Genomic DNA, 17,931 nt, shown 5'->3' with positions numbered 1-17,931 from the left:
TTCGAAATCAGCAGAGGCTGACGTCAGCCAGAAATGCATGGCTACTTCAGAGGATCCTTAGCGCGATTACCGAGCAGATTGAACGCATCAGTGACATGAATACCCAAGTGGCCACCGCCACTGAGGAGCAGTCATCGGTGACCGAAGAGATCAACCGCAACGTGCAGGGTATCGCCGACTTGGCCCATGCCACCGCCGGTGAGGTGCAGGTGTGTAAAGAGGACTGCCAGACCCTGCGCGGCCTGGCCGATGATCTGGCCAAGCAGATGGGTAGCTTCCGTTTGTAAGTCTATGCCGGCGGCACGTCCGTGCCGCCGCATTCAGGCCAGCTCCAGGCGGTTACGTCCGGCGGCCTTGGCCTGATACAGCGCATCATCGACGCGCTTGAAAAAGCCTTCAGCGCTGTTGTCGCGGCGCATGTCATAACACCCCACCCCAAGGCTCGCGGTCAGCGGCAGAATCGCTCCGGGTACATTGAATCCTTCACGTTCCAGCTCCAGACGAAACTGCTCGGCCAGCAGGCGTGCCTGTTCCAGCGGAGTGTTGGGCATCAGGACGCCGAACTCTTCACCGCCCAGGCGTAGCAGCGCGTCGCTGTCGCGGCGGAAGTTCTGGCGCATGCGTTCGGCAAAGTCACTCAGGCAGCTATCACCGCAGGCATGCCCGTACTCGTCGTTGATCCGCTTGAAGAAGTCGATATCCAGCAGTACCAGTGACAACGGCTGGCTCTGCCGCTGGGCGTTGGCCACCATCACCGGGAACAGGCTGTTGAACTGATAGCGGTTACCCAGCTGGGTCAGGCTGTCGGTGCGGCTGAGGTGTTCGAGGCGTTCCTGCTGGTCAAGTAGCTGCAGTTCCAGGGCCAGGGTGTTGTGGTACTCGCGGTGGCTGCGGTTCAGCACCAGCAGCAGGTAGCTCAAATAGAAACTCAAGGTGATCAGGATGGCGTACTGCTCGCGCCATGTCAGTGCCAGGGTCAGCAGCCCCGGCAGATAAATCAGCAGCAGAGCGAGCATTGCACGCTTCTTGCGCATGGCGAAGTTGAAGACCAGTGCGGTACTGAAGGCAATGGTGCTGAGGGTGGCGATGCTCACCGAGCTGCTGAACAGCGGATTGTGCTGCGCCAGGGCGTGGGCCAGCCCCCAACCCAGCGCGGTGATCAGAATCAGGCTCCAGTGCAGGTTAAGCCAGCGACTGAGTGCTTCGTTGCTCTGCTCCTGAGGCAGGCGATGTAGCACGCGCAAGGCCAGCAGCAGGGCAAACAGAGCGATGCCGACGACGCCCGGCAGCACCAGTGCGCCTGGGGCATCGCTGAACATCCAGGTCAGCAGCCACGCCAGCAGGTAATAAATACCGCCAAGTGGCGAACGGATGCGTGTGTCCTGCGCTTCGCGCCAGAGGACGAAGGCGTCTGGCTGGCGGGGGACTTGGGCTTCAGTCATGGTCTGCGATCACAAAATAACGGCTTGATCGCAGCATAACCCTTTTGCTTTTGAAAAAGCTGTCAGATTGCTATCGCGCCCCTGTGGGCTAAAACCATAGAACGGGGTTACAGCTTTTGCGACCTTCGTGCGGTATTGCCAGGTGTGGAGGTGGTGGTGATGAATAGACGCAGTTGTTGGGCGGTGTTGTGTATGTTTTTGGCTTTGAACAGCCAGGCATCGACCTTCCCTGAGCGGCCGCTGACCATGATCATTGGCTATGCCGCTGGTGGCAGCACCGATATCCAGGGGCGGGTGCTGGCCGACGTGCTGGCGGAGCAATTGGGGCAGCCGGTCAGGGTGAACAACCTGCCTGGTGCTGGCGGGGCGGTGGCGGCAGCCATGCTGGCCAGTAGCGCCGAGCAGGGTTATGTCTTCCAGTACGGTATTTCTTCGACCATCAGCTTTTCCCCATTGCTCGCGCCGACCTCCTACGATCTCGATAGCTTTACCTATGTAGCCGGCCTGTCACTGGATCAATCAGCCTATGTCACGGGCGGACAGAGCGGTTTTACCGATTGGCCGAGCCTGCTCCAGCACCTGCGCGATAACCCTGGCCAGGTGTATGTCACGCAAACTGCCGAGGACCGCTTGCTGACCCGCGCCATTGCCAAACGCGAGGGGTTACAGCTGCGCATTGTGCCCACCTCTGGCGGCGCGGGCATGGCCCCGCTGGTGATTTCCGGCGAGGTGTTCTTTGCCTATAGCGGGGGCACTCATACCGGCTATACCGAATCGGGACAGATGCGGGTGCTGGCCAGCCTGGCCGAAGAGCGTCTGCTGGGCTATCCCGATGCACCAACCCTGCGCGAACTGGGCTATGACCTGGCCTTGCATGCGGTGCGAATTGTCACCGTGCCGGCCGACACGCCGGCGGAACAGGTGAGCATCCTGTTCAATGCTCTGGCGGCGGCGGTACGTGACCCGCGCTTTATCGAGGTGACCGAAACACGCATCCGCCAGCCTATTCGCTTTATGCCGGGCGGCGAGGTCAAGGCCATGCTGAGTCAACAGGTGCAGGCTTATCGGCAATTGATCGAGGAGGTTGGTGCTCAGTAAAAGCCTGGCTGATGGGCGCGCAAGTTGCATCGCCTGGCGTATTGATCGTGCACCAACGGGCCTGCGGGTTGCTGGCCGATGTAAGGTCTGCGGGGTGCGCCAAAAAGGTGCTGGGCGTGTTCCTGGCTGAGCGGGTGGTTGTTGATCAGTGCACGAGGTGAACCATGGCATTCCTGCGTTTTTTGTTGTTGAGCGGCTGCCTGGGGTTGTTGCCGTGGCAGGTTCAGGCGGCAAGCTTCCGGAGCTGCCGCTGACCATGATCACCGGTTATGCCGCAGGTGGCAGCACCGATTTGCAGGGGCGGGTGCTGGCCACCGTGCTGGAAGAGCAGTTGGGGCAGAAGATCACGGTCAGCAACATTCCCGGTGCCGGCGGCGCGGCCTCTGCGTCGATGCTGGCCAGCAGTATTGAGCAGGGCTATGTGTTCCAGTTCGGCGGCTCGTCGGTGGTCAGCATTGCGCCGCTGCTGTCGCCAGCCTCTTATGATCCGGACAGTTTTACCTACGTGGCAGGGCTTTCGCTGGAGCAGCCGGCTTTTGTCACCGGTTCTAAGCGTGGCATCCAGGATTGGCCTGGGCTGCTGGCCTATCTGCGCGCCACGCCGGGGCAGATCTATGTCAGCCAGGCCGCGGAAGATCGTCTGATTATCCGCGCCCTGGCCAAGCGCGAAGGGCTGGAGTTACGCACTGTGCCGACCTCGGGCGGTGCTGGGATGGCACCGTTGGTGCTTTCCGGCGATGCCGTGTTTGCCTACAGCGGCGGCACCCATCCGGGTTACACCGAGTCTGGCGAAATGCGGGTACTGGCCAGCCTGGCCGATACCCGCCTGCTGGACTACCCCGATGCGCCGACCCTACGCGAGCTGGGTTACGACCTGGGCCTGCATACCATGCGCATCGTTATGGTGCCGGCCAATACCCCGGCCGAGCAGGTTGAGATACTGGCCGATGCCCTGGCGGTCGCGGCCAAGGCTCCGCGTTTTATTGAAGTCACCGAGCAACGCATTCGCCAGCCGGTGCTGTTTATGCGCGGCGATGAGATCAAACCTATGCTGGTTAGGCAGATGCAAGAGGACCGAACACTGATTGATGACATCGGATTGCAGTAGGCACCGACAGGGATTAGCTGACTGTGTTGTGACCCTGAGGCGCGGATGCAGATGAGTAGTCGCAAGAATCACATGCCGAAAGCGGCACGTTGGGAGCTGAAGTTCTCGACGCGGATTGCCTTGCTGTTTGGCATGCTCGGCATGGTGGCGATCACGGTGGTGATGGTTTACGCGCTGCGCACGGCCGAGGCCAACCTGCAGAGTGAAATCCGCAATAGCCTGGCGCAATACCAGCGCACCACCGTCGGCCTGATCAATAACCGCCTGCAGCTGCTTGAGGTGTATCTGCACAGCGCTTCGGCGCGGCGTACCGTCAGCGCCTTGTCCGAGCAGGTTATGCCGGTTGAGAAAATCGCCGCAGAAGTGGCCTTTATGTTTCAGGACGCCAATATTGATGCGCGCCTGGAGGTGTTCTTCCTGCTTGATCCGACCGGCAAGCTGGTGATGGATGCCGGCCTGCCGCTGCATGACATCAAACCTTTGGTGGCGTCGTTGCGCTCGCCGATTCATTACGCCCACGGCTGGACACTGGTGCAGGCCGGGGAGCAGAGCGCCTTGATCAAGGCCACGGCGATCTTCGATCCGGCCACCGTGCAGCTGCGCGGCTATCTGTTCGTCGGCCTGGCCCTGGGGCAGAACCGCACGTTTATTCGCGAGCTGAGTGCCAGCACCAAGCTCGATCTGCTAGTGCTCGGGCACGCCCAGCAGCCGTTGGTCTGGCAGGGCGACAGCGAGCTTGGGCTCACTGGTGATAAAGCCCTGGATGATCTGGCGCGCGATGGCCAGGGGCTTTATGTGCAGCGGTTTCCTATCAGCCTGGCGGGTGTCGAAGAGCCGTTCTGGCTGGTGCTGGGGGTTTCCGACAGTCGCTTTGCTTCGATCTACGACAGCTACCTGCAATCATTTCTAATCCTCAGTGGCGGTTTTCTACTGCTGCTGCTGGCGGCCGCCTGGCTGCTGCGCATTAGCCATGATCGGGCGATCAACCAGTTGCTCGGCTTTATCGAAGCCACCCAGGCCGGCGGCCGGGGGGTGCGCTTTCAACCGACCGGCATCTATGAATACAACCGCGTTGGTGTGGCGATGCAGCACATGGTCGAAGACCTGCACGTCGCTGCCACGGTGTTCGAATCGGCCGAAGGCATGGTGGTCACCGATGCCGAGCATGTGGTGCTGCGCGCCAACCCGGCGTTCACCCGCATGACTGGCTACAGCGAACGTGAGGTGGTCGGCAGCACCCTGGATTACATGCTGGCGCAGGGCAGTTTCGACATCGTGCGTGATGCCATGCTCGCCGCGTTGGCGCATGACGGCGCCTGGCAGGGGGAGATGCCCGGACGGCGCAAGAATGGCCAGGAATACCCGCAGTGGGCGAGCATTGCAGCGGTGCGCTGCGGCGCCGATGGGCAGCTGATCAACTACGTGATCACCCTGACCGATACCACCCAACGCAAAGCCGCCGAGCAGGGCATCGAACAGTTGGCCTATTACGATCCGCTGACCCATCTACCCAACCGCCGTTTGCAACGCGAGCGCCTGGAGTACGCCTTGCTGGCCAGCCAGGACAGCGAGCAGCGCGGGGCGGTGCTGTTTATCGACCTAGACGACTTCAAGACGCTGAACGATGCCCGTGGCCACGATATTGGCGACCAGCTGTTGCAGCAGGTCGCCGAGCGCCTGACCAGCTGCGTGCGGCAAAGCGACAGTGTGGCGCGCATCGGCGGTGATGAGTTTGTCATCCTGCTGGAAAACCTCGGGCAGGAGCCGGTGCATGCGGCGCAGCAGGCCGAGGCGATTGCCAGCAAGATTCTGCTGGCCTTGCGGCAGCCGTTCCGCATGGGCGAGATCGAGCATTTCAGCACCCTGAGCATCGGCATCGCCATGTTCAACGGCACTGGCGAACCCTTGGATGACCTGCTGAAACAGGCTGACCTGGCCATGTACCAGGCCAAGGCGCAGGGGCGTAACACCTGCTGTTTCTTTGAACCGCAGATGCAGCTGCGGGTGGTGCAGCGCGCCAGCCTGGAAAGTGACCTGCGCCAGGGGCTGCTGAAAAGCGAGTTTGTGCTCTATTACCAGGCGCAGATCGATCAGCGTGAGGGGTTGCAGGGCGCGGAAGTGCTGCTGCGTTGGCAACACCCGGAGCGCGGCCTGTTGGCGGCGGGGGAAATCATTCCGGTGGCCGAGGGCAGCGGTCTGATTCTGCCGTTGGGCGAATGGGTGCTGGAAACTGCCTGCGCGACGCTGGCGCAGTGGGGGCGACGGGCGCAAACCCGGCACCTCAGTCTGTCGGTGAATGTCAGTACCAAACAGCTGCAGCAGGCTGATTTTGTCGAGCAGGTGTTGCATATCGTGCAGCGCAGCGGCTGCGACTCGAGCCGGCTAAAGCTGGAAATTACCGAGAGCATGCTGCTCGATGGTCGCGCGGCGGTGATCGCCAAAATGGCCCGACTCAAGGCTCACGGCGTGCGCTTTTCCCTGGACGACTTCGGTACCGGCTACTCGTCGCTGTCCTACCTCAAGACCCTGCCGCTGGATCAGCTGAAGATCGACCGTTCGTTTGTCTGCGACCTGTTGAGTGACCCACTGGATGCGGATATTGCCCGCACCATCGTCTCGCTGGCCCATGCGCTGAAACTGGATGTGATTGCCGAAGGGGTGGAAACCCTGGAGCAGTCCGAGCGCCTGAGCAGCTTTGGCTGCACGCGCTTTCAGGGTTACTACTTCGGTCGTCCAGTGCCGCTGGAACAGTTGTTTGCAGGGCAGCCGGTCAACGCTAGCTAGGCGACTGGAAGCGGCCGCCCATTGCGCAACACCTAGTGGCCTGTCTGGTTAATCCAATAACTCATTCCGAATTACAGCCAGCTTTGCTCGATGCACGGAGCTGATAATCGACTCAGCCGTTTTGCTCCAGCGGAACGGCTTAGCCGAATGTTCGTTATGAGCCTCAATGAAGCGACGTATCGCCGCTCTCAGGTCAGCCACGCTGCTGAAGGCATCACGATAAAGCGCCCGTCTTTCCAGTTGCGCAAACCAGCCCTCCACGGCGTTCAGCCACGAGGCGCTGGTCGGTGTGAAGTGCAGCTTGAAACGGGGATGCTTCTCCAGCCATTCCCTGACGGCAGCGGTCTTGTGAGTCGAGCTGTTGTCCAGAATTACATGCAGGTCCAGCTCGGCGGGAGTGCTGCGGTCGATCTGTCGAAGGAACTCCAAAAACTCCTTGGCCCTGTGCCGCTGGGTGATACGGCCGATGACCTTACCCGTCAGGATGTCAAAGGCTGCGTACAGACTGGCCGTACCGTGGCGCTTATAGTCATGCGTCCGCCGCTCAATCTGCCCGGGCTTGAGCGGCAGCATGGGCTGTGTGCGGTCCAGCGCCTGGATCTGTGTTTTTTCGTCAACAGATAGCACCAGGGCGTTGTCGGGCGGATTCAAATAGAGCCCGACGACATCGACCACTTTGTCTGCAAAGTGCGGGTCGTTACTGATCTTGAAGGTTTTCAACCGGTGCGGCTTGAGGTCGGCAGCAGCCCACACCTGTGCGACCTGCCAGATGCTGACCCCAGCGTACTTGGCCATCAACCGTAGGCTCCAGTGGGTAGCTTCGCGCGGTACTCGCTGGGTCGTCAGCGTCAGGATTTCCTTGATCTTCGCTTCGTTGAGCTTGCGAGGCGCTCCACTGCGCCGCAGGTCACTCAGCCCCTCCAGACCGGTCTCCTGGTAGCGTTTACGCCATTTGAAGACCACTGGCGCAGAGACTTGCAGCTGCTCGCTGATCTCCTTGGGCGTGAGACCGTTGGCCAGCAGCAACAGAATTCTGGCCCGCTGGCCGATGCTCTGAGGCAGCGATCCCATGCGTAACCAGCCTTGCAGCATGTCGGCATCACTGGGACTCAAGAAGAATGGGGCTGCTGGCCGGGCCATATGGGAGCTCAATTCATGACGATAGAGCGCGCAGTATACTGGCCCGGCATTGGATTAACGAATTTTACAGACAGTTCACTAGGCCCATGTCCTCTTCGCGTTGCAGGTTGACCAGCAGATCCATGATCTGCGCCTGAATGGTCACATCCAGCGCCGTAGTCGGTTCGTCAGCGATCAGCAGTTTGGGCTCGGCGGCAATTGCCATGGCAATCGCCACCCGTTGGCTCATGCCGCCAGACAGCTGGTGCGGATAGGCATTCAGGCGGCTGGCGGCGGCAGGGATCTCTACCCGGTCGAGCAGCTGCAGCGCGCGTTGGCGGGCGGCCTGGCCTTTGAGATTGAGATGCTGGCGCAGCACTTCCTCAATCTGGAAGCCCACGGTAAAGCTGGGGTTGAGTGCGGTCATCGGGTCCTGAAAGACCATCGACAGGTCTTTGCCGACGATATGCCGACGCTGGCGGCCCTTGAGGCGCAGCATGTCGGTGCCGTCAAACTGCAGGCTGTCGGCGGTGACGATGCAGGGGGGCGTCGATCAGACCCATCAGCGCCATCATGGTCACCGATTTGCCGGAACCGGACTCGCCGACAATCGCCAGCACTTCACCCTTTTCCACGCACAGGTCGAGGCCGTCGACCACCGGGATTGCAGTGGCGTCGCCGAAGCGCACGCTGAGGTTTTTGATATCCAACAGGCTCATGCGGGGTTCCTCACTGCGCATTCTTGAGTTTCGGGTCGAGTGCATCGCGCAGCCCGTCGCCCATCAGATTGATCGCCAGCACGCTGAGCAGAATGGTCAGGCCCGGCAGGCTGACCACCCACCAAGCGCGCTCGATATAGTCGCGCGCCGAGGCCAGCATGGTGCCCCACTCAGGCGTCGGCGGTTGTACGCCGAGGCCGAGAAAGCCCAGGGCAGCGGCATCGAGAATCGCCGAGGAGAAGCTCAGGGTGGCCTGCACGATCAGTGGCGCCATGCAGTTGGGCAGCACGGTGATAAACATCAGCCGTGGTAGGCTGGCGCCGGCCAGGCGTGCGGCAGTGACGTAGTCACGATTCAGCTCGCCCATCACTGCGGCGCGGGTCAGGCGCACGTAGGAAGGCAGTGAGACGATGGCGATGGCGAAGATGGTGTTGATCAGCCCAGGGCCGAGGATGGCGAGGATGGCCACTGCCAGCAGCAGCGAGGGCAGGGTCAGCATGATGTCCATCAGGCGCATGATCGACGGGCCAAGCAGGCGCGGGAAGAACCCGGCAACCAGCCCGAGAAGAATGCCGGGGATCAACGACATCAGTACCGAGGCCAGGCCGATCAGCAGCGACAGCCGCGCGCCATGGATCAGCCGCGACAGCAGGTCGCGGCCCACTTCATCGGTGCCCAGCAGAAACTGCAGCTGGCCACCTTCCAGCCAGGCCGGTGGGGTGAGCAGAAACTCGCGGTATTGCTCGCTGGGGTCGTGCGGGGCGATCCACGGCGCAAACAGCGCGCAGATCACCAGCAGGACCATAAACGCCAGCCCGGCGACTGCGCCCTTGTTGTGGGCGAAGGCTTGCCAGAATTCCTTGAGTGGTGAGGGGTAGAACAGCGATTGGTCGAGTGTGGCTTGCGTGGTCATTGGGCTCTCCTTAGCGCTGATGGCGGATGCGTGGGTTGGCCAGGCCGTAGAGGATGTCCACCACGAAGTTGACCAGAATCACCAGGCAGGCGATCAGCAAAATGCCGTTCTGCACCACCGGGTAGTCACGCGCGCCAATCGACTCGATCAGCCATTTGCCTATGCCCGGCCAGGAGAAGATGGTTTCGGTCAGTACCGCACCTGCCAGCAGCGTACCGACCTGCAGGCCGAACACCGTGAGTACCGGGATCAGTGCGTTGCGCAGGCCATGCACGAACACCACGCGGGCCGGTGACAGGCCCTTGGCGCGTGCAGTGCGCACATAGTCCTCGCGCAGTACTTCGAGCATCGCTGAGCGAGTCATCCGTGCGATGACCGCCAGTGGAATGGTGCCGAGCACGATGGCCGGCAGGATCAGATGGCGCAGGGCATCGACAAATGCACCCTCTTCGTCGCTGAGCAGGGTGTCGATCAGCATAAAACCGGTGACTGGCGGGATGTCGTAGAGCAGATCGATACGCCCGGACACCGGCGTCCATCCCAGCCACACTGAGAAGAACATGATCAGCAGCAGGCCCCACCAGAAAATCGGCATGGAGTAGCCGGCCAGCGAAATGCCCATCACCCCATGGTCGAACAGTGAGCCCCGTTTCAGTGCAGCAATCACCCCAGCGATCAGCCCCAGGGTGCCGGAGAACAGCAAGGCGGCGAGGGACAATTCCAGGGTGGCGGGAAACAGCGTGGTGAATTCATCCCAGACGCTGGTGCGGGTGCGCAGCGACTCACCCAGGTCGCCCTGGGCCAGCTGGCCGATATAGTCGAAATACTGCGCATACAGCGGCTTGTTCAACCCGAGGCGTTCCATGGCCTGGGCGTGCATTTCCGGGTCGACGCGGCGTTCGCCCATCATCACTTCCACCGGGTCGCCGGGGATCATGCGGATCAGCGCGAAGGTCAGCAAGGTAACGCCGAAGAAGGTGGGAATCAGCAATCCCAGGCGGCGTGCGATAAAAGCAAACATGGGGTTTTGTTACTCCGCATCAGTTCATTCGCGCCAACGGCTACGTGGGCCGCTGGCATATTGTGTCGATCTGCTACTGGCGCGCGGCTGGTGCGCGGCAGTAACCCTGTTTTGAGTGCTGCTTGCAGAATCAGTGCCGCTTTACCTTGGCGTAATTATTCGAGCCCATGGGGCTGAGGGTAAAACCCTCGACATCACGGCTGACCGCGCTGAATTGCTTGGGGTGGGCCTGGGGAATCCACGGTGCTTGTTGGTGGAAAATCGCCAGTGCCTGGCGGTAGAGCGCAGCGCGCTGCTGCGGCTCGGTGGTTTCCCTGGCTTGGATGATCAGTCGGTCGAACTCGGCATCACACCAGCCTGCCTGGTTCTCGCCGCTCTGCGCGGCGGCGCAGGACAGGTTGGGCGTGAGGAAGTTGTCCGGGTCGCCGTTGTCGCCGGCCCAGCCCATAAACACCAGGTCATGCTCGCCATTTTTCGCCCGTTTGATCAGCTCGCCCCACTCCATCACGCGGATGTCGGTTTTGATGCCGACCGCTGCCAGGTCGGCTTGCAGCATCTGTGCGCCGAGTGATGGGTTGGGGTTGGTGGGGCCGCCGCCTGGGCGGGTCCAGATTGACAGGCTGATGCCATCCGCGTGGCCAGCCTCTGCGAGCAGCTGACGGGCGCGCTGAGGATCATGGGGCCAGTCCTCAAGCTGATTGTCATAGCCAAGCAGTGTCGACGGATAGGGTGCGATGGCCGGGCTGGCCCCCTCGGCGCCGAATTGCGCGCCGAGGTAGGCCTGCTTGTCGAAGGCTAGGTTGATCGCCTGGCGCACGCGCACATCGTCCAATGGTTTGTGGCGCACGTTGAGGGCTACGTAGGCGGTCAACAGCGAATCAAGCTCCAGCACCTTCAGATTATCGTCGGCCTTGAGCGCCGGAATATCGAAGGGGCGTGGATACAGGGCAATGTTGCAGGCTCCGGAGCGCAGCTTCTGGATGCGCACATTGGGATCGGTGGTAATGGCAAACAGCAGCTTTTCCGAAGCCGGTTCGCCATCCCAGTAGTCCGGATGGCTGGTGTAGCGCACTTGAGCATCCTTGGCGTAGCGCTGCAGCACGAATGGCCCGGTACCGACCGGTTGGCTGTTGAGCAGTTCCTGCTTGCCGGCTTTGAGCAGCTGCTCGGCATACTCGGCGGAATAGATCGAGGTAAAACCCATGGCCAGATCGGCGAGGAAGGGCGCCTGCGGTTGATTGAGTACAAAGCGCACGCTGTGCTCGTCGAGTTTCTCGATGCGGGCTATCAGCTTGCCGAACTCCATGGCCTCGAAATACGGAAAACCGCGGTTGGCCTGAGCATGCCAAGGGTGCTTGGGATCATGCTGGCGCTGGATGCTCCACAGCACATCATTGGCGTTCATCTCGCGGCTGGGGGTAAACCAGGGCGTGCTGTGGAATTTCACCCCCTTGCGCAGGTGAAAGGTGTAGCTCAGTCCGTCCGGGCTGATGTCCCAGCGCTCGGCCAGGGCCGGTTCGATTTCGGTGGTGCCGGGCTTGAAGCGCACCAGGCGATCAAACAGCGCTTCAGATGTCGCATCGGCGGTTACCGCCGTGGTGTATTGCACGATATCGAAGCCTTCCGGCGCTGCCTCGGTGCACACCACCAATGGTTTTGCCTGGACGGCCGCGCAGGCGAAGGCGAGGCTCAAAACAATGCTGGCGCGAAGGGCGAATGTCATCTGTTGGCTCCTGTAACGGCTTTTTATCAGGCAAGGAGTGCTTTGCGGACTATCTGTTGGCGGGGCGAAACAGCCTCGGCAACGCTTGGGAAGCGCACTCTTGCTAACGTTTTGGCAGCTAAGAAACACTCAGCCGGTGGTTGCCGGAGGAGGAATACAGTCGTTTTTATTAGGTGTTCGGCGGGCGCTCAGGCCCGCCGTTGATGCCGCTCTCAGCGTGTGTTGCTGACGCCGTAGAAGCTGTTGCGCCCAAAGGGGCTGATCTCGAAGCCTTTTACGCTGTTGCGCATGGGCTGGTAGACCGTTGAGTGCGCGATCGGGGAGATCGGCAGTTGTTGCTGGATGATCTGTTGCGCCTGCTGATACAGCTCGCTGCGGGCGGCGCGATCGGTAACGGCCTTGGCCTGCTTGACGATCTTGTCGTAGCCAGCATCGCACCATTTGGAGAAGTTGTTGCCATTGACCGAATCGCAGCCATACAGGGTGCCCAGCCAGTTGTCCGGGTCACCGTTGTCGCCGGTCCAGCCGATCAGCATGGCGTCGTGCTCGCCGGCATGGGCGCGCTTGATGTACTCGCCCCACTCGTAGCTGACGATCTCTGCCTGGATGCCGACCTTTGCCCAGTCGGCCTGGAGCATTTCGGCCATCAGTTTGGCGTTGGGGTTATACGGGCGCTGTACGGGCATGGCCCACAGGGTGATCTTGGTGCCTTCGGCCACGCCAGCCTGCTTGAGCAGGGCCTTGGCTTTTTCGATGTCTTGCGGGATGGCATTGATGCTTTCGTCATAGGACCACTGGGTCGGCGGCATGGCGTTGACCGCCAGTTGCCCGGCACCCTGGTAGACCGCGCTGATGATCGCCGGTTTATCGATGGCCATGTCCAGCGCCTGACGCACTTCGACTTTGTCGAATGGCGCGCGGGTCACGTTGTAGGCGATGTAACCCAGGTTGAAGCCAGGCTGGCTGGGCACCTGCAGGTTAGGGTCTTTCTGCAGTGCGGCGAGATCCGCCGGGCGCGGGTTCAGGGTGATCTGGCATTCGCCGGCCTTGAGCTTCTGCGCGCGCACCGAGGCGTCGGTGTTGATGGCGAAGATCAGGTTGTCGATCTGCACATCTTCCGGCAGCCAGTAGTCCTTGTTGCCCTTGAAGCGAATCTGCGCATCTTTCTGGTAGCGGTTGAAGACAAAGGGGCCGGTGCCGATTGGCTTCTGGTTGATGTCGGCGGCTTTGCCGGCCTTGAGCAACTGGTCTGCGTATTCGGCGGAGTGGATGGCGGCGAAGTTCATCGCCAGGTTCTGGATAAAGGCCGCGTCCACATTGTTCAGGGTGAAGCGCACGCTGAGGTCGTCGACCTTCTCCACCTTGGCGATGTTCTTGTCCAGGCCCATGTCGGTGAAGTACGGGAACTCGGTCGGGTAGGCCTTACGGAACGGATGATCCTTGTCGAGCATGCGCTGGAAGGTGAACACCACGTCATCAGCATTGAAGGTGCGGCTGGGGGTGAAGTACTCGGTGCTGTGGAATTTCACCCCAGGCCGCAACTTGAAGGTGTAACTGAGACCGTCTTCACTGGCCTGCCACTCGGTAGCCAGGGCCGGTACGGCCAGGGTGCTGCCGCGCTCGAACTGGGCTAGGCCGTTGAACAGGGTTTCCGAGGCGGCGTCGAAGTCGGTACCAGTGGTGTATTGGCCGGGATCGAAACCGCCGGGACTGCCTTCGGAGCAGTACACGAGGTTGCTGGCGGATGCGTATGTCGAGCCGAGAAGCAGTCCGGCAACGAGCATGGCCTGGATGGACGTGTGAGTGCGCATGAATACCTCATTTATTCTTTTTTTGGGCGTCATTGAGGGCCAGCCTCGTGGGCTGTGATCAGCACCGCTGCGTTCCGGCCTGTTGGGTGAAGAGGCCGGCCCAGAGCTGCGGTGGAGCGAAATCGCTCAGCAACCTGTCGCGCTCGAAATTAAGTCATGCTGAAATTGAGGTCAACAAAAATTAAGCGCCACTAACATCGGTTGTCGCGACATTGTGCTAGAGCAGTAGCAGTGTGCGGGGTCAGGGCGTGCTGTGGTCGTCGAACAGGCTCAGGGTGGTGATGGCCAGCATTTCCGCTACGTCGCTGCCGACATTGGCCAGGCGGTGGGCTTTGCCGGCATCGAAGTGCACCGAGTCGCCGGCGCTCAATGGGTATTGGCGGCCGTCGATGGTGTAGAGAATCTTGCCGGACAACACGTAGGCAAATTCGGCACCTTCATGGGCGATCAGTTCGGATTGATAGCCGACAGGCATGCTCATTTTCACCGCGTTCAACTGGTTGCCTGGAAAGCTGCTGGACAGCCGTTCATAGGCCAGGGGCTGGCCTTCGATGGTGTAGCGCACCCGCTCGCCCTGGTGGGAGTCGGGCTCGGGTTGAGGCGGTTGGTCGAACAGCACATTGAGCGGAATATCGAGTGACTTGGCGATGCTGGCCAATGAGGAAATCGAGATGCCGGTCAGGTTGCGCTCGGCCTGGGAGAGGAAGCTGGCGGTAAGCCCCGACTCGCTCGCGACTTCATTCAGGGTCTTCTTCGCGGCCCGCCGATAGCGGCGCAAACGTTCTCCGATGCGATCTGCGGTCATAACCCTGGCTCATGCTGAAAGAGCGCCAGTATACCGTTTGGCATCGTGCAGAAAAGTCGTCGGACAATGCTTTGGAATTTAAGTGTTACTAAAATAATCGTTGCGCTCTATTTAAGCTGGACTTAAATTTCGCGCAGCCAAATCACAATCCATACAAAGGAGCGCGAGATGACCCTCGGTGTCGGAGGTTGTACGCCGCAACAGGCGCTTGCCGGGCTGCACAACATGATGGATGGCGCGCAACCCATCGCGCTTGGTGAATACCAGGCACGAGTGAGTCGTGCCCAGGCGCGGATGCAGGCCGAAGGTATTGCCGCGATGTTTATCAACGCAGGCAGCAATCTGCAGTATTTCACTGGTGTGCGCTGGCATCCCAGTGAGCGCATGGTGGGGGCCATCCTTCCCGCTGATGGGCCGCTGGAATATCTGGCCCCGGCGTTCGAAGTCGGGACGATTCGCGATTTTCAGGTGCTTGCTGGCGACATTAATACTTGGCAGGAGCACGAAAGCCCCTATCAGTTGCTGCTCGACACCCTGCAGCGGATGGGTATCACGGCCGATCCAGAGCAGCCAGTGAAAATCGGCCTCTGTCCGACGCTGGCGTTCTTTATGGTCGACGGCATACGCCGCCTGGCCAGAGGCTACGAGTTTGTCGATGGAGCGGTGGTCAGCGCTTACTGCCGGCAGCGCAAATCAGCGGCGGAGCTGGCCCTGATGCAGCGTGCCAAGGATATGACTCTCGAGGTGCATAAAGCCGTCGCCAGTATGCTGCATGAAGGTATCAGCACCACGGCGGTCGCCGAGTTTATCCAGCAGGCGCATCGCGCTGTCGGCGCCGCAGGTTCGACGTTCTGCATCGTGCTATTTGGCCCGGCCAGTGCCTTTCCCCATGGGGTCAAACACGCGCAGACCCTCAAGCAGGGCGACATGGTGCTGATCGACACCGGTTGCCAGGTGCATGGCTATCTGTCGGACATCACCCGCAGCTATGTCTTCGGCGAGCCCAGCCAGCGTCAGCGCGACTTCTGGAATATTGAGAAAGCCGCGCAGCTTGCGGCATTCGAGGCCGCGCAGCTCGGTCAGCCCTGCCAGGCGGTGGATGCAGCGGCGCGGCGCACCCTGGAAGCGGCGGGCCTGGGGCCTGACTACAAATTGCCGGGGCTGCCGCATCGCACTGGCCACGGTATCGGCCTGGATATCCATGAGGGGCCGTATCTGGTACGCGGCGATCTGACGCCGTTGGCCGAGGGCATGTGCTTCAGCAATGAGCCGATGATTTGCGTGCCGGGCGAGTTCGGCGTGCGTCTGGAGGATCACTTCTACATGAGTGCCGATGGGCCGCGCTGGTTCACTGCGCCGAGCCATTCGCTGGATGATCCGTTCGGTCTGGGATAAGTGCTGTTGCAGTAAATAAAAACGGCGGCCATTGGCCGCCGTTTTTATTGCCGAGGTGGTTACTTGACGCCGACGCCGTAGAACGAGTTCAGCGCGAACGGGCTGATGCGGAAGTCCTCAACCGTTTTGCTCATTGGTTGATAGACCGTGGAGTGAGCGATCGGGGTGATCGGCACTTCACGCTTGAGAATCACCTGAGCCTGCTTGTACAGCTCGGTGCGCTCGGCCACGTCGGTGGTGCGCTTGGCGGCCTTGATCAGCTTGTCGTAGTCCTCGAAGCACCACTTGGAGAAGTTGTTGCCGTCCACTGCGTCGCAGCCGTACAGAGTGCCCAGCCAGTTGTCCGGGTCACCGTTGTCGCCGCTCCAGCCGATCAGCATGGCGTCGTGTTCGCCGGCCTTGGAGCGCTTGAGGTACTCGCCCCACTCGTAGGTGACGATCTTGGCCTTGACGCCGACCTTGGCCCAGTCGGCCTGGAGCATCTCGGCCATCAGTTTGGCGTTGGGGTTGTACGGGCGCTGCACCGGCATGGCCCACAGGGTGATTTCGGTGCCTTCCTTAATGCCGGCGGCCTTGAGCAGTTCCTTGGTCTTCTCCGGGTTGTAGGCGGGGTCCTTGATGCTGTCGTTGTAGGACCACTGGGTCGGCGGCATGCCGTTGACCGCCAGCTGGCCGGCGCTCTGGTACACCGCGTCGATGATGCCCTGCTTGTTCACCGCCATGTCCAGCGCCTGGCGCACTTCGAGTTTGTCGAACGGCGGGTGGGTGACGTTGTAGGCGATATAGCCGACGTTGAAGCCGGCCTGCTCGGGCATGTCCAGGTTCGGGTCTTTTTTCAGCGCATCCAGATCCGCCGGACGTGGGAACAGGGTGACCTGGCATTCGCCGGCCTTGAGCTTCTGCATGCGCACCGAGGCGTCGGTGTTGATGGCGAAGATCAGGTTGTCGATTTTCACCTCATCTGGTTGCCAGTATTCCTTGTTGCCCTTGAAGCGGATCACCGCGTCCTTCTGGTAGCGGCTGAACACGAACGGGCCAGTGCCGATGGGCTTTTGGTTGATATCGGCGGCCTTGAGCAGGCTATCGGCGTATTTGGCGGACTGGATCGAGGCGAAGCTCATCGCCAGGTTCTGGATAAAGGCGGCGTCGACTTCGTTAAGGGTGAACTTGACGGTCATGTCGTCGAGTTTTTCGATCTTGGCGATGTTCGCGTCCATACCCATGTCGGTGAAGTAGGGGAACTCCGACGGGTAGGCTTTGCGGAACGGGTGATCCTTGTCGAGCATGCGCTGGAAGGTGAACAGCACGTCATCAGCGTTGAAGTCGCGGCTCGGCGTGAAGTATTCGGTGGTGTGGAATTTCACCTTCGGGCGCAGGTGAAAGGTATAGCTCAGGCCGTCTTCGCTGATGTCCCACTTCTCGGCCAGGCCGGGGATGACTGCAGTGCCGCCACGCTCGAACTGGCTCAGGCGGTTGAACACGGTTTCCGCTGCAGCATCGAAATCGGTACCGGTGGTGTACAGGCCCGGGTCAAACCCGTCAGGGCTGCCTTCGGAGCAGAACACCAGGTTGCCGGCGGCGCTGGCAAGTGGCGTGCTGGCGATCAGCCCAGCGGCGAGTAAAGCCTGGATGACGGCGTTCTTACGCATAGTGACCTCATGGTTATTGTGGTTGTGATCCTGAGGAGCCTCTTATGGAGGCCTTGGAAGAAGCTATGCAGGGCGTATGCCGTAGGCAAGTGGCATGTCGCAGAGAGAACAGGAATGACGACGCAACAGTATGTTGGTGTCGCATATCTATAAAAGTACGAGAAAAACATGGCAAGGCGCCGCTATCGTCGGATAACGGCGCTGCTTCTGTTTGTAGCAGCTGATGCTTTTCTTTGGGGCCTGCTCAAAGTCTTGCGAGCTAGAGTCATGCAAGGCAAAAACAGGTGAGGACGCGGAGTGTACGAGCTGTACATGAGCATTCCGAGCCTGTTTTTAACGCAGCA

12 protein-coding genes and 2 pseudogenes are annotated in these 17,931 nt (G+C 60.7%); 5 read left to right on the top strand and 9 right to left on the bottom strand.

The features are described 5' to 3' along the window. Positions 1 to 56: 56 nt before the first annotated feature. A pseudogene (locus BLW24_RS04370) lies at positions 57 to 287 on the top strand (chemotaxis protein); the annotation flags it as partial. A gap of 33 nt (positions 288 to 320) precedes the next feature. Here BLW24_RS04370 and BLW24_RS04365 read toward each other — a convergent pair. Further along, complete coding sequence (locus BLW24_RS04365; RefSeq protein ID WP_090377182.1) at positions 321 to 1,442, bottom strand: GGDEF domain-containing protein; 1,122 nt, start codon at positions 1,440 to 1,442, stop codon at positions 321 to 323. Positions 1,443 to 1,634: 192 nt separating this feature from the next. On the opposite strand from BLW24_RS04365, the gene BLW24_RS04360 reads away from it, so the two are divergent. The 3 genes from BLW24_RS04360 to BLW24_RS04350 all read left to right on the top strand — a co-directional run bounded on the left by BLW24_RS04360 (position 1,635) and on the right by BLW24_RS04350 (position 6,432). Beyond that, complete coding sequence (locus BLW24_RS04360) at positions 1,635 to 2,540, top strand: tripartite tricarboxylate transporter substrate binding protein (protein WP_208600136.1); 906 nt, start codon at positions 1,635 to 1,637, stop codon at positions 2,538 to 2,540. Between the two features lie 214 nt (positions 2,541 to 2,754). After that, a complete protein-coding gene (locus tag BLW24_RS04355; protein ID WP_167360321.1) occupies positions 2,755 to 3,648 on the top strand; it encodes a tripartite tricarboxylate transporter substrate-binding protein in 894 nt (297 codons plus the stop codon). A 51-nt stretch (positions 3,649 to 3,699) separates the two neighbouring features. Next, positions 3,700 to 6,432: an EAL domain-containing protein gene (locus tag BLW24_RS04350; RefSeq protein WP_167360320.1), complete on the top strand. Its 2,733-nt coding sequence runs from the start codon at positions 3,700 to 3,702 to the stop codon at positions 6,430 to 6,432. Positions 6,433 to 6,480: 48 nt separating this feature from the next. On the opposite strand, the gene BLW24_RS04345 is transcribed toward BLW24_RS04350, so the two are convergent. The 7 genes and pseudogenes from BLW24_RS04345 to BLW24_RS04315 all read right to left on the bottom strand — a co-directional run bounded on the left by BLW24_RS04345 (position 6,481) and on the right by BLW24_RS04315 (position 14,543). Continuing rightward, positions 6,481 to 7,572: an IS630 family transposase gene (locus BLW24_RS04345; RefSeq protein ID WP_090375546.1), complete on the bottom strand. Its 1,092-nt coding sequence runs from the start codon at positions 7,570 to 7,572 to the stop codon at positions 6,481 to 6,483. Between the two features lie 76 nt (positions 7,573 to 7,648). Then, positions 7,649 to 8,270: pseudogene (locus tag BLW24_RS04340) on the bottom strand (ABC transporter ATP-binding protein); the annotation flags it as partial. Between the two features lie 10 nt (positions 8,271 to 8,280). Further along, positions 8,281 to 9,183 (bottom strand): ABC transporter permease subunit, encoded by a 903-nt coding sequence (locus tag BLW24_RS04335; protein ID WP_090377173.1) that lies wholly within the window; start codon positions 9,181 to 9,183, stop codon positions 8,281 to 8,283. A 10-nt stretch (positions 9,184 to 9,193) separates the two neighbouring features. Then, entirely contained in the window at positions 9,194 to 10,204 is a 1,011-nt protein-coding gene (locus BLW24_RS04330) for an ABC transporter permease subunit (protein WP_090377171.1), read from the bottom strand. Positions 10,205 to 10,334: 130 nt separating this feature from the next. Beyond that, positions 10,335 to 11,927, bottom strand: coding sequence for an ABC transporter substrate-binding protein (locus BLW24_RS04325; RefSeq protein WP_090377168.1), 1,593 nt, complete (start codon positions 11,925 to 11,927; stop codon positions 10,335 to 10,337). Between the two features lie 212 nt (positions 11,928 to 12,139). After that, positions 12,140 to 13,711 (bottom strand): ABC transporter substrate-binding protein, encoded by a 1,572-nt coding sequence (locus BLW24_RS04320; protein WP_420875026.1) that lies wholly within the window; start codon positions 13,709 to 13,711, stop codon positions 12,140 to 12,142. A gap of 268 nt (positions 13,712 to 13,979) precedes the next feature. Beyond that, positions 13,980 to 14,543 (bottom strand): cupin domain-containing protein, encoded by a 564-nt coding sequence (locus BLW24_RS04315; protein ID WP_090377162.1) that lies wholly within the window; start codon positions 14,541 to 14,543, stop codon positions 13,980 to 13,982. A 168-nt stretch (positions 14,544 to 14,711) separates the two neighbouring features. Here BLW24_RS04315 and BLW24_RS04310 point away from each other — a divergent pair, with 168 nt between their 5' ends. Then, on the top strand, positions 14,712 to 15,938 hold the full coding sequence (locus tag BLW24_RS04310) for a M24 family metallopeptidase (RefSeq protein WP_090377159.1): 1,227 nt from the start codon (positions 14,712 to 14,714) through the stop codon (positions 15,936 to 15,938). Between the two features lie 59 nt (positions 15,939 to 15,997). Here BLW24_RS04310 and BLW24_RS04305 read toward each other — a convergent pair whose 3' ends face one another. After that, positions 15,998 to 17,587: an ABC transporter substrate-binding protein gene (locus BLW24_RS04305; protein WP_090377155.1), complete on the bottom strand. Its 1,590-nt coding sequence runs from the start codon at positions 17,585 to 17,587 to the stop codon at positions 15,998 to 16,000. Positions 17,588 to 17,931: the final 344 nt, after the last annotated feature.

The sequence above is a fragment of the Pseudomonas anguilliseptica genome, assembly GCF_900105355.1.
GTDB lineage: Bacteria > Pseudomonadota > Gammaproteobacteria > Pseudomonadales > Pseudomonadaceae > Aquipseudomonas > Aquipseudomonas anguilliseptica.
Note: the sequence above shows the minus strand (reverse complement) of the source record. Positions and strands in the feature narration are given on the sequence as shown.

What these genes read in the sequence shown, in the direction of transcription:
- BLW24_RS04310 (WP_090377159.1), top strand. Translation starts at nt 14,712, where the DNA reads ATGACCCTCGGTGTCGGAGGTTGTACGCCGCAACAGGCGCTTGCCGGG.
- BLW24_RS04335 (WP_090377173.1), bottom strand. Translation starts at nt 9,183, where the DNA reads ATGACCACGCAAGCCACACTCGACCAATCGCTGTTCTACCCCTCACCA.
- BLW24_RS04320 (WP_420875026.1), bottom strand. Translation starts at nt 13,711, where the DNA reads ATGCTCGTTGCCGGACTGCTTCTCGGCTCGACATACGCATCCGCCAGC.
- BLW24_RS04360 (WP_208600136.1), top strand. Translation starts at nt 1,635, where the DNA reads ATGTTTTTGGCTTTGAACAGCCAGGCATCGACCTTCCCTGAGCGGCCG.
- BLW24_RS04350 (WP_167360320.1), top strand. Translation starts at nt 3,700, where the DNA reads ATGAGTAGTCGCAAGAATCACATGCCGAAAGCGGCACGTTGGGAGCTG.
- BLW24_RS04330 (WP_090377171.1), bottom strand. Translation starts at nt 10,204, where the DNA reads ATGTTTGCTTTTATCGCACGCCGCCTGGGATTGCTGATTCCCACCTTC.
- BLW24_RS04315 (WP_090377162.1), bottom strand. Translation starts at nt 14,543, where the DNA reads ATGACCGCAGATCGCATCGGAGAACGTTTGCGCCGCTATCGGCGGGCC.
- BLW24_RS04345 (WP_090375546.1), bottom strand. Translation starts at nt 7,572, where the DNA reads ATGGCCCGGCCAGCAGCCCCATTCTTCTTGAGTCCCAGTGATGCCGAC.
- BLW24_RS04325 (WP_090377168.1), bottom strand. Translation starts at nt 11,927, where the DNA reads ATGACATTCGCCCTTCGCGCCAGCATTGTTTTGAGCCTCGCCTTCGCC.
- BLW24_RS04365 (WP_090377182.1), bottom strand. Translation starts at nt 1,442, where the DNA reads ATGACTGAAGCCCAAGTCCCCCGCCAGCCAGACGCCTTCGTCCTCTGG.
- BLW24_RS04305 (WP_090377155.1), bottom strand. Translation starts at nt 17,587, where the DNA reads ATGCGTAAGAACGCCGTCATCCAGGCTTTACTCGCCGCTGGGCTGATC.